General features: G+C 63.5%; 16 protein-coding genes. 7 read left to right on the top strand and 9 right to left on the bottom strand.

Features of this window, described 5'->3' with window-relative positions; genetic code table 11:
* The 5 genes from ACFSQT_RS01170 to ACFSQT_RS01150 all read right to left on the bottom strand — a co-directional run.
* The coding region (locus ACFSQT_RS01170) for a type II toxin-antitoxin system VapC family toxin (protein WP_379016650.1) at nt 1–388 on the bottom strand (388 nt) is incomplete at its 3' end.
* Nucleotides 385–618, bottom strand: coding sequence for an AbrB/MazE/SpoVT family DNA-binding domain-containing protein (locus tag ACFSQT_RS01165; protein WP_379016649.1), 234 nt, complete (start codon nt 616–618; stop codon nt 385–387). The genes ACFSQT_RS01165 and ACFSQT_RS01170, both read right to left, overlap by 4 nt.
* An 88-nt stretch (nt 619–706) precedes the next feature.
* Nucleotides 707–1,456 carry a ferredoxin reductase gene (locus ACFSQT_RS01160; protein ID WP_379016648.1) on the bottom strand — a complete coding sequence of 250 codons (750 nt, stop codon included), beginning with the start codon at nt 1,454–1,456 and terminating at the stop codon, nt 707–709.
* A complete protein-coding gene (locus tag ACFSQT_RS01155) occupies nt 1,453–2,064 on the bottom strand; it encodes a sulfite oxidase-like oxidoreductase (protein ID WP_379016647.1) in 612 nt (203 codons plus the stop codon). The genes ACFSQT_RS01160 and ACFSQT_RS01155 overlap by 4 nt, the downstream gene beginning before the upstream one ends.
* Before the next feature lie 151 nt (nt 2,065–2,215).
* On the bottom strand, nt 2,216–3,739 hold the full coding sequence (locus tag ACFSQT_RS01150; RefSeq protein WP_379016646.1) for a DegQ family serine endoprotease: 1,524 nt from the start codon (nt 3,737–3,739) through the stop codon (nt 2,216–2,218).
* A gap of 224 nt (nt 3,740–3,963) precedes the next feature.
* Between ACFSQT_RS01150 and ACFSQT_RS01145 the strand changes: the two genes are divergently transcribed.
* A protein-coding gene (locus ACFSQT_RS01145; RefSeq protein ID WP_379016644.1) for an IS630 family transposase occupies nt 3,964–4,909 on the top strand; the annotation gives its coding sequence in 2 pieces (ribosomal slippage) (nt 3,964–4,302 and nt 4,304–4,909; 945 coding nt in all).
* A gap of 134 nt (nt 4,910–5,043) precedes the next feature.
* Here ACFSQT_RS01145 and ACFSQT_RS01140 read toward each other — a convergent pair.
* The 3 genes from ACFSQT_RS01140 to ACFSQT_RS01130 all read right to left on the bottom strand — a co-directional run bounded on the left by ACFSQT_RS01140 (nt 5,044) and on the right by ACFSQT_RS01130 (nt 7,816).
* Nucleotides 5,044–5,763, bottom strand: coding sequence for an MBL fold metallo-hydrolase (locus ACFSQT_RS01140; RefSeq protein ID WP_379016654.1), 720 nt, complete (start codon nt 5,761–5,763; stop codon nt 5,044–5,046).
* Nucleotides 5,764–5,797: 34 nt separating this feature from the next.
* A complete protein-coding gene (locus ACFSQT_RS01135) occupies nt 5,798–6,964 on the bottom strand; it encodes a diphosphate--fructose-6-phosphate 1-phosphotransferase (RefSeq protein ID WP_379016642.1) in 1,167 nt (388 codons plus the stop codon).
* A gap of 84 nt (nt 6,965–7,048) precedes the next feature.
* Nucleotides 7,049–7,816: a L,D-transpeptidase gene (locus tag ACFSQT_RS01130; RefSeq protein ID WP_379016641.1), complete on the bottom strand. Its 768-nt coding sequence runs from the start codon at nt 7,814–7,816 to the stop codon at nt 7,049–7,051.
* 80 nt (nt 7,817–7,896) lie between these two features.
* Here ACFSQT_RS01130 and ACFSQT_RS01125 point away from each other — a divergent pair, with 80 nt between their 5' ends.
* The 4 genes from ACFSQT_RS01125 (at nt 7,897) to xylB (ending at nt 11,866) form a co-directional block, all read left to right on the top strand.
* Entirely contained in the window at nt 7,897–8,178 is a 282-nt protein-coding gene (locus ACFSQT_RS01125) for a hypothetical protein (RefSeq protein ID WP_379016639.1), read from the top strand.
* Nucleotides 8,179–8,334: 156 nt separating this feature from the next.
* Nucleotides 8,335–8,958, top strand: a complete 624-nt coding sequence (locus ACFSQT_RS01120; RefSeq protein WP_111545008.1) for a LysE family translocator — start codon at nt 8,335–8,337, stop codon at nt 8,956–8,958.
* Between the two features lie 48 nt (nt 8,959–9,006).
* On the top strand, nt 9,007–10,329 hold the full coding sequence (locus tag ACFSQT_RS01115) for a tetratricopeptide repeat protein (RefSeq protein ID WP_379016638.1): 1,323 nt from the start codon (nt 9,007–9,009) through the stop codon (nt 10,327–10,329).
* An 82-nt stretch (nt 10,330–10,411) separates the two neighbouring features.
* Entirely contained in the window at nt 10,412–11,866 is a 1,455-nt protein-coding gene (gene xylB, locus ACFSQT_RS01110) for a xylulokinase (protein WP_379016637.1), read from the top strand.
* Between the two features lie 32 nt (nt 11,867–11,898).
* Here the strand turns inward: xylB and ACFSQT_RS01105 are convergent, their stop codons facing one another.
* Nucleotides 11,899–12,261, bottom strand: a complete 363-nt coding sequence (locus ACFSQT_RS01105) for a nuclear transport factor 2 family protein (protein WP_379016636.1) — start codon at nt 12,259–12,261, stop codon at nt 11,899–11,901.
* Between the two features lie 135 nt (nt 12,262–12,396).
* Here ACFSQT_RS01105 and xylA point away from each other — a divergent pair, with 135 nt between their 5' ends.
* Both xylA and ACFSQT_RS01095 read left to right on the top strand, forming a co-directional pair.
* A complete protein-coding gene (gene xylA, locus ACFSQT_RS01100) occupies nt 12,397–13,722 on the top strand; it encodes a xylose isomerase (protein ID WP_379016634.1) in 1,326 nt (441 codons plus the stop codon).
* A gap of 285 nt (nt 13,723–14,007) precedes the next feature.
* The gene (locus ACFSQT_RS01095; protein ID WP_379016633.1) at nt 14,008–14,421 is read left to right on the top strand and encodes a GNAT family N-acetyltransferase; all 414 of its coding nucleotides are present in this window, start codon (nt 14,008–14,010) and stop codon (nt 14,419–14,421) included.
* Nucleotides 14,422–14,540: the final 119 nt, after the last annotated feature.

Here is a 14,540-nt window from a genome sequence, read left to right as displayed (position 1 = left end):
TCAGGTTCAAAGACGGGAAATAGGTCCGGTATCGACCGGCATCACGGGTCAGGAGTGGAAGCCGACCGACTGCGGCATGGGCGCCAATGAAGAAATCGGGCAATACGCCGGTCCTGGACCCTCCCGATCGGCGGTATTGCGTAAATACCTTTCCAGCAAGGAAAAGGGCGGCTCTTGGCATCGGCGCCATTTCAAGACCGGCCGCATCGAGAAACGCCTCAAGGTCCTCGATGCTGATATAGCGAACAGCGAGTTCGGCGTAGACCGCATCATTGATCAGCAATGGCCCGTTGAGGCTCGCTGCCTCAAGCTGTGCAACCGACCAGTCCGCCCAGTTCGGATCGTCCGTGACAAGGTCGAGCAGAACGTTGGTGTCGACTAGCGTCACGCTTCGCCACGCGTCAGCGCCATGATCGCGTCGGTCGTGAGCCCCTCGCCGGCATGGCCGCGCAACTTGGCAAAGCGGCTCACAGGCTGCTTTTTGTCAACACGAGCCAGCACCACACTGCCATCGGCGGCGCGTCGGAAATCGACCTTGCTTCCCGGCACGATCCCCAGGAGATCGCGAACCGGCTTCGGGATGGTCACTTGTCCCTTTGCCGTAACGGTGGTGGCCATCTTGGCTCCTTAGTAATACCATCTTTAGACAAGGTATTACCTTGCGGATCGGATTTCAATGCTTGAGCCGCCGGGCTGCGAAGGGCGCTCAAACTCCATAGCGTTCGGTGCGAATGATCTCCGCCCTGACGCCGGCATCGATCAGCGCCTGGGCGGCGGCCGAAACGAAGGCGTTGGAGCCGCAGACGAAGGCGATGTCTGGCGCTTCGGGCAGCCGCGCCATGGCTTGCACCATCATCGCGACGTCCACCCGCCGCGAATAGTCGGCCGGGCGGCGTGCGGCTTCGCGCGTCAGCGTCAGCACGAGATCGAAGCCGTCCTTGCGGTCGTCCAGGGCGATCAACTCGTCGCGAAAGATCACCTCGTCCCAGACCCGCGCTGAAAAGACCAAAGCAACGGGCACGCTCGAGTTGCACGCGGCGCGATGACGGACCATGGACATCAAGGGCACGACACCCGAACCGCCGCCGACCAGCAAAAACGACCCGCTATCATCGTCATCGGGCCAGATGAAATGGCCGCCGAGCGACCCGCGCAGTTCGACCTCGTCGCCAACCGCGGCGACGTCGTGGAAAAAGGGCGAGACCTCGCCATCATCAAGTTTTTCGATCGCCAGTTCGATCACCTCCCCGGCTTCGGGCGCGGAGGCGATGGAATAGGAGCGGCGCGCCTGATAGCCGTCAGGCGCCGTCAGCCTGACATCGACGTGCTGCCCGGCGCGATAGATGAACGGCCGCGACGGCTGGAAAAAGAAGCTGGTGACACGCGGCGTGCGCTTTTCGATGCGGACGATCCCGGCCGTCTGCCAGGGCGATTGCAGCGCTTGTGCGTCGCTCATGGATCGTTCGTGTAGCGCTGCTCGCGCCAGGGGTCGCCATAGATGTGATAGCCGCGCAATTCCCAGAAACCGGGTTCGTCGCGCGTCGTGAACTGCAGGCCGTTCAGCCATTTGGCCGATTTCCAGAAATAGAGATGCGGCACCAGCAGCCGGGCCGGGCCACCATGGTCCGCTGTGATCGGCTTGCCTTCGTAGAGCAGCGCCACCATCGCCTTGCCCGCAGTGAGGTCCTTGGCCGGCACATTGGTGGTGTAACCGTCGAACGAATGCGCCAGCGTGAAGGCGGTCGGCGGCTCGATGCCGGCATCGGCAAGAATGTCGTCGATCAGCACGCCTTGCCATGGCGTGTCGAACTTGGTCCACGCGGTCACGCAATGGATGTCGCGTGTCATCTTGGTCAGCGGCAGCGCGTTGAACTCGGCCCAGTTCCATGTCTTGATCGGCCGCGGCCCGTGCTTCAGCGTGAACGACCACTCCTCGGTGCGCACCCGCGGCGTCGGGCCGGCCGACAGGACCGGAAATCCCTGCTCGAGATACTGGCCGGGCGGGATGCGCGCATCGCCGTCGGTCGGCGGGCGCCGTCCTGAAGAGAAACCTCGGGTGACCATCGCGGCAATCCCCTTGCGTCAGGCCACTATCGGCCTTGTGCAATGTTCTCGAAGATGCCGTGGCGGGCAACCGAAATCTTGATGGACAGGGGCCGGCAAAGCTGGTCACCAACAAGCCCTGCCGACCCAGTATTCACGTCAACGCCATGTCTCAGCCATTGGCAAAGGGCACCGCGACATAGATCTGGCCGCCATCGCGCTCGACCAGCAGAAGCACCGACTTGCGGCCGGACTTGCCGGCTTGGGCGATCGCCTGCGTCACCTGCCTAGCGGTTTTCACCGGCGCCTGATTGACGGCAACGATGATGTCGCCGGGTTGGATGCCCGAAGCAGAGGCCGGCTTGTCCGGGTTGACGCTGGCGACCAGCGCGCCGTGCTGATTGGCTGCCAGGTTCATCTCCTGGCGGACGTCAAGGGTGATGTCCATCAGGCCGAGGCCGATCGCGGGGGCTCGATTGCCTTGCCCGGCGCTGGGCGCGCCGGACCCGTCGGTCACCGATGCGGTCTTCACGTCGTCGCCGTTGCGGCCGACATCGACGGAAATATCCATGGCCTTGCCCTTGCGCCAGATATCCAGTCTCTCCCTGGCGCCCGGCGCTACATCGGCGACGGCCCGTGACAGGTCCTTGGGATCCTTCACATCCTGCCCGGCAAAGCCGGTGATGACGTCGCCGGTCTCGACGCCGGCCTTGGCGGCCGGCGAACCGTCATTGACCCGCGAAACCAGCGCGCCGCCAGGATGATCGAGCCCGATGGCGCTCGCCACATCCGACGTCACCGGCTGAATCTCGACGCCGAGGTAGCCGTACTGGATGGAGCCGTCCTTCATCAGCTTGGCGACCACCTTCTGGGCCTGGTCCGACGGGATGGCGAAGCCGACGCCGACGCTGCCGCCATTGGGCGAATAGATCGCCGTGTTGATGCCGACGACATTGCCGTTGACATCGACCAGCGGACCGCCGGAATTGCCATGATTGATCGGCGCGTCGATCTGGATGAAGTCGTCGAACGGCCCGCTGTGCAGATCGCGGCCGCGCGCTGACACAATGCCCGCGGTGACCGTGGTGCCGATACCGAACGGATTGCCGATCGCCAGCACCTGGTCGCCGGTCATCAGCCTGTCGGAATCGCCCCATTTGACGGTCGGCAACGGTTTGTCGGCCTTTATCTTGAGCACGGCGAGATCGTTCTTGGCATCGCGGCCGACGAGCTTGGCGGGAAGCTCGGTGCCGTCGTCGAGCGTCACCTTGATCGAAGAGGCGCCATCGACGACGTGATTGTTGGTGACGATGGTTCCGTCGGCCGCGACGATGAAGCCCGAACCGAGCGCCTCGGCACGCGGGGCCTGCTGCGGCGGGGTCTGCGGAGCGGGCATGCCCTGGTCGCCGAAGAACTGGCGGAAATAGTCGTCGAACGGCGAGTTGCCGAGATGCATGCCGTCATCGGTGCTGGCTGGCTGTGCCTTCATGATGGTGGTCACCGTCACCACTGCCGGCTTGTCGGCCGCCACGATCGGGGCGAACGAGCCGTTGGGGGCCGTGATGCCGGCGACAGGTGTCTGGGTTGTCGGAACGGCGTTGCTCGCGCTCTGGGCAAAAGAGATGACAAAGGGGGATATGATCAGCGCAGCGCCCAGCAAGGCCGCGACGCGATGTCTGCGAAGGATATCTGACATGGTCGTTTGTCCGGGCGAGAGTTGATCCGGCGCCCTGGCCGCTTCCGCTCTGGGAAAACCGGCCATCCGGCGTGTCGAGGGGTCGCGATTGCCCGTCTCGCCTGGCATGGCAGCCGACCGGATCGACAGCCCTGCATCTAGAGCGGTTTGCGTTTTGTCTGAATCAGGATTCCCAAGATTGAGCAAATCAGATTCGATGTTCTGACCGTTGGAGGTCGGGACAGATGGCCAAGCCTTATTCGATGGATTTGCGGGAACGGGCACTGGCTCGCCTTGAAGAAGGCGAGACGAGCCGAGAGGTGGCTGCGGCGCTGAAGGTGGCAGTTTCGAGCGTGATCAAGTGGGCGGCGCGCAAGCGTCGGCTGGGCAGTGCGGCACCCGGCAAGATGGGCGGTCATCGACCCTATCTGATTGACGGGGAGCATCGTGCTTTCGTCCTGAGCGAGGTCGAGCGGGATGCCAACATAACGCTTCATGAATTGACGGCCGCACTGGCTGACCGGGGTCTCATCATCCACCCCGCCAGCGTCGGTCGCTTCTTGCATCGCGAGGGCAAGAGCTTCAAAAAAAACCGTTCTGCCGGCTGAGCAGCTCAAGCCGAAGCTGATGCGTCGGCGGGCGCAATGGATGCGCTATCAGACCCGCATTGACCCAACGCGCCTGGTCTTCCTGGATGAAACGTGGGTCAAGACCAACATGGCGCCGTTGCGTGGCTGGGGTGTGCGCGGCAAGCGGCTGATGGCTCACGCGCCATATGGTCATTGGAAGACGATGACCTTCATCGCCGCGCTGCGGCATGATCGGGTAGAGGCGCCTTGGGTCATTGACGGACCCATCAATGCGCAGGCCTTCCGTGTCTATGTCGAAACCGAACTCATCAAGACACTGAAGCCGGGCGACATTGTCATTCTCGACAATCTCGGGTCTCACAAGGGCCAAGCCGTCCGCGACATCGTCAGGGCCGCCGGAGCGCGGCTCTTCTTCCTGCCGCCCTACAGTCCAGATCTCAATCCAATCGAGAAGCTCTTCGCCAAGCTCAAGCACTGCATGCGACGTGCCGCCAAACGAAGCATCCAGGCCGTACACAACGCTATCGCCCGCACCCTCGACGACGTCACCCCAAATGAATGCAACAACTACATCGAAAGCGCAGGCTATAAGTCAACCTAAATGCGAACCTAGGGCGTGGATTGGCCTGATTTAGGGTTTTCAGGCGACCTTACGAAGATTTAATCTCCGGACGGCGGCCGGTCACAATGTCGTCAAGCGACAGGGTGGGCGGTCTTCCCAGCCTGACGGCGGCATCAGACCGCGCCGGTTCGCCCAAGATAGGCCGTGGCGATGTCGTGCATGCGCTTGCCGTCGAAGCTTGGCCCGTGACCGCCATGGCCGATGCGGATCGGCAGGTCGAGCAGGCGTTGCATCGTGCGGCGATAGGCTGTCCGATCGGAATCCGGCAGGTCGTCGATCAGCGTATCGTCGTAGATGGCATCGCCGCTGAAGAACAGGCCGTCGGCCTCGTCGAACAGCGCGATCGAATCCGGCGAATGCCCGGGCAGATGCAGCACGCGAAACTGCCGGTCGCCGAGATCGACCACATCGCCCTCGTCAAGCGTCCGCGTCAACGGCGCCAGCGGGATCTTGTAGTCGCCCGCCTTCCAGCCCGGCGCCGGCAGTTTCGAAACGGCGCCATCGAGATCGTGGAACATGTAGGCATAGGTCGCGGCCTCATCCATGCTCTCGAACTGCGCGGCACTCATCCTTGGCCCCGCCCGCAGCGGAAATTCGTGCAGCGAGCCGACATGGTCGAGATGGATATGGGTGGCGACGACCAGCAACGGCTTGCCCTGCGGCGTCTCGATCTCCGGCGCCAGCGGACAGATGCCCATGCCGGTGTCGACCAGCAGGTCGGCGTCGAGGCCGCGCAGATGCCAGATATTGGCGCGCAGGTACTCATGCACGAACGGCTCGGTCAGCATCGTCGTCTTGTCGTCGACGATGCTCTTGCTGAACCAGCCCGACATCATGTGTGACCCTGGCATCAGTGTGAGCCAGGCATCAGACGAACGGCTTCCCGACCTTGTATTTTTCCGGCACCAGCCGCTTGAGATAGGCCATGCCGGTATCGGACAGCTGATTGACATCGGGCTTCATGAAATCGTCCGGCATATGGCGGGTCTTGCCGGCGACATTCTTCAGCGGCACCTTCTTCAGCACCGTCTTCGTGCCGTCATATTGCAGCGCCACCGAGCCGCCGCCCTGTTCGGCGACGGTGACGGCGAAGGCGCCGGCATCGAACGCCTCCCGCGCGTCGACCGCGCTGATGGCGCCGATATAGCCGCGCGGCATATAGCCGAGCGCATCGACGCGGGCCCGCTTGCCGGGCAGACCTTCGGCCAGCGCGCGCTCGAGCGCCGCCGGCAGGTCGCTGCCCGACAGCTTGACGTTGCCATGCGCGTCGCGCTCCAGCTTCTCCGGTGGCACCAGGCTTTCGACCAGCGCCTTGCCATCGGCGGTGCTGACACCTTCCGACACGGCGACGATGCAGCGCTTGTGGCGGTCGAGCGTGGCGCGCACGTCGTCGATGAAGCCGGCCGCCGAGAATGGGCGCTCGGGCACGTAAACGAGGTGCGGGCCGCTGTCGGGGTCGAGTTGCCAGGCCGCGGCGGCAGCCGTGAGGAAGCCGGCGTGCCGGCCCATGACGATGCCGACATAGATGCCGGGCAGAGCGCGGAAATCGAGGTCGACGGACAGGAAGGCGCCGGCGACGAACTCGGCCGCCGAGATGAAGCCCGGCGTGTGGTCGTTTTCCTCAAGATCATTGTCGATGGTTTTCGGCGCGTGGACGAAGGCGATCGTGCCGCCGGCGGCGTCGGTCAGGATCTGCTGCGTGCCCGACGTGTCGTTGCCGCCGATATAGATGAAAGCATCGGCGCCGGCCTTCTTCAGCCCGTTGAGGATGACCTCGCAATAGGCGGCATCCGGCTTGTCGCGGGTCGAGCCAAGGGCTGCACTTGGGGTTCCGGCAATTAGCCGCAGCCGGTCCTCCGGGATGGCGGAAAGATCGACATAGTTGCCGTCACGAATACCCCGCACGCCGTGGATGGAGCCCAGCACCTTGGCGCCGGGATGCCGTTTGCGGATCTCCAGCGTCGCTCCGACAACGGTCTGGTTGATGACGGCGGTTGGGCCGCCGCCCTGCGCGATAACAAAAGTTCCGGCCATTCCTGACGTCTCCCGAGCTGAATTCGCAGGCACATTCGCCTGTCTTGCGGCATCGCGCAACGGGGAACCGGACGGACTAAACGATCAGACGACCACCACCGGGTTTTTCTTTGAGACGCGGCTGTAGAGGTCGATGATGTCCTGGTTGATCAGGCGCACGCAGCCCGACGACATCGCCTGGCCAATGCTCCACCATTCCGGCGAGCCATGGATGCGATAGCCGGTGTCCTTGCCGTCCTGATAGATGTAGAGCGCGCGGGCGCCGAGCGGGTTGGTGAGGCCGCCGGGCTGGCCGGCCTGCCATTTCACCAGTTCCGGCTTGCGGGCGATCATCTCGGGTGGCGGCGTCCAGGTCGGCCATTCCCGCCCGTACTGGATGTTGGCGCGGCCGGACCAGAGGAAGCCATCCTTGCCGATGCCGACGCCGTAGCGGATGGCGTCGCCGCCCGGCTGGACGAGATAGAGCATGCGCTCCTGCAGATGGACGACGATGGTGCCGGGCGCCTCGCCGGTGGTGTCGACGACGATCTGGCGGCGGAATTCCGGCTTGACCTTCTGATAGGGCACTTCCGGCACGTTGAAGCCGACATCGGTCAGCGAGGCATACATCAAGTCGGGACTGGTGATGTTCTTGTCGACGCTGATGCTCGGCCGGATCGGCCGCAATGAACCGGTGACCGTATCGTCGAGTTCGAGTGCCGGCAGACCGCCGCCCGAGGTCGAGCAGCCGGCGGCGCTGAGCAGCGCCAACGCCCCTGCCCCGGACAGGATGGCGCGACGGGAAAGATGATGATCGGTTTCGATTGCGTCGCCGTTTCGCGGCGGCGTCAGACCTTGCGGCAACTCACGCATGTACCCAAACCCTACACTGTCGGCGGGAAGCACGGTCCGGCCGGATAGAACGCATTTTCATCATTCATGGTTGATAAAGCGTGAAGACCTTGCAGCGCCTGCGTTTGCGCGTTGCCTTGCCGGCGTTCAACCTGCCGCCCGACCGCCGGTCAGGGGTGGCTGCACAAAAAGACCTCGGTCGGGTCATAGTCCTGGCGCCGGCGTTTCCTACGCCGCTCAGGCGGCTACCGAGGGGATCCGTGTGCAAGATCTTAAAAACCGACATCAAGCTTTTTGCCGCTGCCATTGTCGCGGCGGCAACCGTTCTCGGTGCCAATGTCACCCTGGCCGATATCGTGAGCACGCTGAGCGGCGCGAACTGACGCCAACGTGCCGTTGGCGCAATTGATGCCGTAGCAATGCCAGGAAAAGTCGTCGCGGTTTTCCGTCCGGAATTGCGTAAAAACAAAAATCCAGCCTCTTTACATTCTGCCGGCGGCAAGGATTTATCCTCTTCTTTACGCTCAAAGGAGACGATCATGTCCTTCGAAAACTGGGCCGCCTTCGCTGCCGCATCGACGATCCTTCTGATCATTCCGGGTCCGACCATCCTTCTGGTGGTGTCCTATGCGCTGGGCCAGGGCTGGCGCACAGCACTGCCGATGGCGGTCGGCGTGGCGCTGGGCGACTTCACCGCGATGACGCTGTCGATGCTGGGCATCGGCGCGCTGCTGGCTGCTTCGGCGACCGTCTTCACCATCCTGAAGCTGATCGGCGCCGGCTACCTGATCTATCTCGGCGTGAAACTGTTTCGCGCCGGCGGCGCGCTGAAAGCCGAACCGCGCACCGACGCGGTGTCGTCGGCCAAGATGATGGCGCATGCCTGGCTGGTCACCGCGCTCAACCCGAAAAGCATCACGTTCTTCGTCGCCTTCCTGCCGCAGTTCCTCGACCGGCACGCCGATTTCTGGACGCAGATGCTGATCTTCGAGACGACCTTCCTGGCGCTCGCCTTCGCCAATGCCTTCGGCTATGCGCTGATCGCGGCACGCGCGCGCAACGTTGTGCGCAATCCCAAGGCGATCCGCATCTTCAACCGCACCGGCGGCACACTGCTGGTCGGCGCCGGCATCGCCACGGTGGCGATGCGTTCGGGCAATTAGGGACATCGCCTTGGGCCGAAAGATCGGGGGCCGATCAGAGGACATTGCATGGCAATCCGAGACGCATTCGGCCTGACACTTTCGGGCGCAACGGAGGCGGGTTTAACGCCCTACAGCCAGGCGGTGCGGGAACTGCAGTGCTTCATTGGCGATCCCGTTGCCTCCGTCGACCGCGCCATCGCGGAAGATCCCGGCTTCGTCATGGCGCATGTCTTCAAGGGCTATCTCTTCGGCCTCGCCACCGAGCGAGAGGCGACGGAAGTGGCCAAGGCTTGCCATGACGCGGCATTGCCGCTTGCCGCGACAGCGCGCGAGCAGGCGCATGTCTCAGCCCTTGGTCATCTTGCCAACGGGCGCTGGCATGATGCCGGCGGCATTCTCAGGGATATCGCCGTCGATTACCCGCTCGACGCGGTGGCGCTGCAGACCGGGCATCAGATCGATTTCTTCACAGGCAATGCGCGCATGCTGCGCGACCGCATCGCCCGCGCCCTGCCATCCTGGCAAGGCGACATGCCGGGCTATCACGCCATCCTCGGCATGCAGGCCTTCGGGCTGGAGGAAATGGGGGACTATGCACTGGCCGAGAGGCTTGGCCGCGCCGCGGTCGACCTGGAACCGCGCGACGGCTGGGCCCAGCATGCCGTCGCCCATGTCATGGAGATGCAAAGCCGACAAAGGGACGGCATTGCCTGGATGCGCGCCAATCCCGAAGCATGGACGAAGGAGAGCTTCCTCAAGGTGCACAATTGGTGGCACTTGGCGCTGTTCCACTATGACCTCGGCGAGACCGACCAGGTGCTGGCGCTCTATGACGGCCCGATCTACGGCGAGCGCTCGACGCTGGCGCTCAACATGGTCGATGCCTCGGCGATCCTGTGGCGGCTCTATCTCGGCGGCGTCGATGCCGGCGACCGTTGGGCAGCGCTGGCCGCCAACTGGGCGAAGGCCGGCGCCGGCAATTACGCCTTCAACGATGCCCATGCCATGATGGCCTTTGTCGGCGCCGGGCTCGACGCGCCGGCTCTGACCTTGCTGGAGGCGCAGCGCGAGGCCATGCGCGGCAGCGACGACAACGTGGCTTTCACCCGGGACGTCGGCCATCCGCTGACGCTCGCCATCAAGGCATTCGGCGAGAGGAACTATGCCGAGACTGTTCGCCTGATCCGGCCGATCCGGGCGATCGCCCACCGTTTCGGTGGCAGCCACGCCCAGCGCGACGTCATCGACCTGACGCTGATCGAGGCGGCTTTGCGGGCCGGTGACGGTGCGCTGGCCAGAGCGCTGACGGCAGACCGTTCGATGGCGCGACCGGACAGTCCGCTGTCGGCGCTGTTTTCGCGACGCGCCGCCGATTTGTCAGAGAATTGACCCGAAGCCGATCTTGTCTTAAAAACTGGCCAAGCCAGATTTTTTCGAGATCCGAAAAAATTAATGGCATGGGGAGGAAAACATGTATCTCGGCCTTGATCTAGGCACGTCGGGCGTCAAGGCGCTGCTGATCGATGCCGGCCAGACCGTCATTGGCTCCGGCCATGCATCGCTCGACGTATCGCGGCCGCATCCAGGCTGGTCGGAACAGGATCCGTCTCACTGGATACGCGCCTGCGAAGAAGCAATTTCCGAACTGAGAGCTTCCTTTCCAAGCCATCTTGCCGCGGTGAAAGGCATCGGCCTGTCGGGTCAGATGCATGGCGCGACGCTGCTCGATTCCGCCGATAAGGTGCTGCGGCCCTGCATCCTGTGGAACGACACGCGCAGCCATGCCGAAGCCGCCGCGCTGGACGCCGACCCACGTTTCCGCAAGCTCACCGGCAACATCGTCTTTCCAGGCTTCACCGCGCCGAAGCTTGCCTGGGTGAAGAACAACGAGCCGGCTGTCTTCGCCAAGGTCGCAAAAGTGCTGCTGCCCAAGGATTTCCTGCGGCTCTGGCTTTCGGGCGAGCACATTTCGGAAATGTCGGATTCGGCCGGCACGTCCTGGCTCGATGTCGGCAAGCGGCACTGGAGTGCGGACCTGCTCGCGGCGACGTCGCTCGACGAGAGGCAGATGCCGTCGCTGGTCGAGGGCACGCAGAAGGCCGGAGCCTTGCGCGCCGAATTGGCCGCGAAATGGGGCATGCAGGCCGGTATCCCGATCGCCGGCGGTGCCGGCGACAATGCCGCGTCGGCCTGCGGCATGGGCACGGTCGGCGCGGGGCACGCCTTTGTATCGCTCGGCACCTCGGGCGTGCTGTTTGCCGCCAACGCTTCCTACCTGCCCAACCCGGCAAGTGCCGTCCACACCTTCTGCCACGCGCTGCCGAACACCTGGCACCAGATGGGCGTCATCCTGTCGGCAACCGATTCGCTGAACTGGCTTTCGGAAATATCGGGCAAAGGCGCCGGCGAGTTGACCGCCGAACTCGGCGATACGCTGAAAGCGCCGAGCGGCGTGTCCTTCCTGCCTTATCTTTCGGGCGAGCGCACGCCCTACAATGATTCCGCCATTCGCGGCGCGTTCACCGGGCTGGCGCATGAATCGAGCCGCGCCGTGCTGACACAGGCCGTGCTCGAGGGCGTCGCCTTGGCCTTCCGTGACAGCCTCGAAGCACTGGCCAAGGCCGGCACGACCTTGACGCGGGTGACGGCGATCGGCGGCGGCTCGCGCTCGCGCTACTGGCTGAAATCGATCGCCACCGCGCTTGGCCTGCCCGTCGACATTCCCGCCGACGGCGATTTCGGCGCCGCCTTCGGCGCCGCGCGGCTTGGCCTGATCGCCGCGACGGGCGCGGATCCGCTGAGCATCTGCACGGCACCGGCAACCGATGCCACGATCGAACCGGACGCGGCGCTCGGCGGCGTCTACGCCGATGCCTATCAGCGCTACAGGGCGCTGTATCCGGCGATCAAGGGCGCCACGGCGTGAGTGATTTCTCGCCCACGCCCGCCGAGACGACGTTATTGCGCCGGAACCTTGTCGAGAAAGCCGGTGATGCTCTTCAAGCGGCCGTTCTCGATGACACCGATGTCGGTGCCTTCGATGACGGAAGGGGTGCCCTCCGGGCCGAGATTCCACGAGAAGCGGATCTTGTCGGCAAAGCCATCCGGCCTGCCCTTCAGCGAGAAGCGGAAGCCGGCAAAGCGCTGCTGCACGCCGTCGATCAGAGCCGCGACGCCTTGATGGCCGTCACCCTGCATCAGCGGATCGCGGTAGCTGACGTCCTCGGTGAAGGTCGCCTTGAGCAATTCAGCCCGGCGGTCGGCGTCGCTCTCGTTCCAGGCGGTGATGTAGCCTTCGGCGATCTTGTTGAGGTCGGTCATGGTCTGTCTCCTTCGTTGAGCGGTTTTGACATGAGCCTTTTCGACCAGCGGAAGAACGAAACCAATTACGCCTGAGGTAATCAATGCGAATTACCTGAGGTAATCAGGGCGAACTATGCGAAGAGGACAAAGATCATGAGCAGCGGATTTTTCGGCGATATCAAAGAGATCAAATATGAAGGGCCGGATTCGACCAATCCGCTGGCCTACCGGTTCTATAATCCCGATGAAGTGGTGGCCGGCAAGCGGCTGGAAGATCATCTGCGCTTTGCCGTCGCCTACTGGCATTCCTTCGCCTGGCCGGGCGGCGACCCGTTCGGCGGACAGACCTTCGACCGTCCCTGGTTCCCCAAGGCCGGCGGCATCGACACGATGGAGCTGGCAAAACTCAAGGCCGATGTCGCCTTCGAGATGTTCTCGCTGCTCGGCGCGCCCTATTTCTGTTTCCACGACGCCGATGTGCGACCGGAGGGCAAGGATTTTTCCGAAAGTGCGGCGCGCCTCGACGAGATTGCCGACTACTTTGCAGGAAAGATGAAGCAGACCGGCGTCAAGCTTTTGTGGGGCACCGCGAACCTGTTCTCCAATCGCCGCTTCATGTCGGGTGCCGCCACCAATCCCGATCCGGATGTGTTTGCCTATGCGGCGGCGACGGTGAAAAGCTGCATTGACGTCACCAAGCGGCTGAAGGGCGAGAACTATGTGCTGTGGGGCGGGCGCGAGGGCTATGAGACGCTGCTCAACACCGACCTTGCGCGCGAGCAGGAACAGGCTGGCCGCTTCCTCAGCCTGGTCGTGGACTACAAGCACAAGATAGGCTTCAAGGGCACCATCCTGATCGAGCCGAAACCGCAGGAGCCGACAAAGCACCAGTACGACTACGATGTCGCCACCGTTTACGGCTTCCTCAAGCGCTTCGGGCTGGAGAAGGAGGTCAAGCTGAACATCGAACAGGGCCACGCCATCCTGGCCGGCCATTCCTTCGAGCACGAACTGGCGCTGGCCAATGCGCTCGGCGTCTTCGGTTCGATTGACATGAACCGCAACGACTACCAGTCGGGCTGGGACACCGACCAGTTCCCCAACAATGTGCCGGAGATGGCGCTGGCCTACTACCAGGTCCTGCAGGCCGACGGCTTCAAGACCGGCGGCACCAATTTCGACGCCAAGCTGCGCCGCCAGTCGCTCGATCCGCAGGATCTGCTGATCGGTCATATCGGCGGCATGGATTCCTGCGCGCGCGGCCTGAAGGCCGCGGCCCGCATGGTCGAGGACAAGGCGCTGTCGGGTCCGCTGGCCGAACGCTATGCCGGCTGGAGCACGGCCGAAGGCAAGGCGATGCTTGCCGGCAAGCGCACGCTGGAAGAGATCGCCGAGCGCGTCGTCAAGAAGAAGATCGAGCCGCAGCCAAGGTCGGGCCGCCAGGAATTGCTCGAAAACATCGTCAACCGGTACGTGTGAAATCCGGTCCCTGGACCGACATCCACCACCTCTGGCTGAAAGCCGCCGCCATCGCTTTCTGCTAGTCAGCCTATTTCGCGCAGGTTTCCGAAGATCGCACGGATCTTTGGCGGCCTGCGCGAGGTACCGCACCGCCGAAAAGGGCCTCGCGGTGGCCTTACTTTTATGCATGTCGTCGCCCCAAAACCGCTGCGCACTTTTGGGCGACATGCATTGGCAGGAGGCGGAAAATGGCAGAGGATCGAATCATCGTGCGCCGGGCGCAGGCAAGCGACATCCCGGCGGGTGTTGCAGGAAACGTTCGAAGGCACCTGGCTGCCGCACATCACCGAGGAATCGGCGCAGCGCTACGTCGAATCGGATATTGGCGGGCGCTATGTCGACCAGAGCTGGCCGGAATTTTCCGTTGCCGAGATCGATGGCGACGTCGCCGGGCTGATCCATTGGCGCGCGGACTTCATCGAAGCCCTGCACGTCATGGCGTCGCGCCAAGGGCAAGGTGTCAGCCGCAAGCTGCTTTCCCATGCCGAACAGGCGATTGGTGCCGCCGGATTTGCGCAAGCGCGGCTGGAAACCGACACGTTCAACCTGCGCAGCCAGACGCTCTACAAAGCGGTCGGCTATGTCGAGACGGATCGCTACCCCGACGACGAATGGGACAGCGGTTTCACCACCGTGCTGTTCGAGAAGCGGCTGTAAACGTCCCTGGCCCGGACGCAGGAACAGCTTTGCGCAAGGCCGTGGCCGACGACACGGTTTTGCCCTCTGCGGCCCTTCAATGACCTCGCTCTTGCCTTCAAACTGCCGTCACGTATCTC

Source organism: Mesorhizobium calcicola, assembly GCF_042682105.1.
Classification (GTDB): domain Bacteria; phylum Pseudomonadota; class Alphaproteobacteria; order Rhizobiales; family Rhizobiaceae; genus Mesorhizobium; species Mesorhizobium calcicola.
Note: the sequence above shows the minus strand (reverse complement) of the source record. Positions and strands in the feature narration are given on the sequence as shown.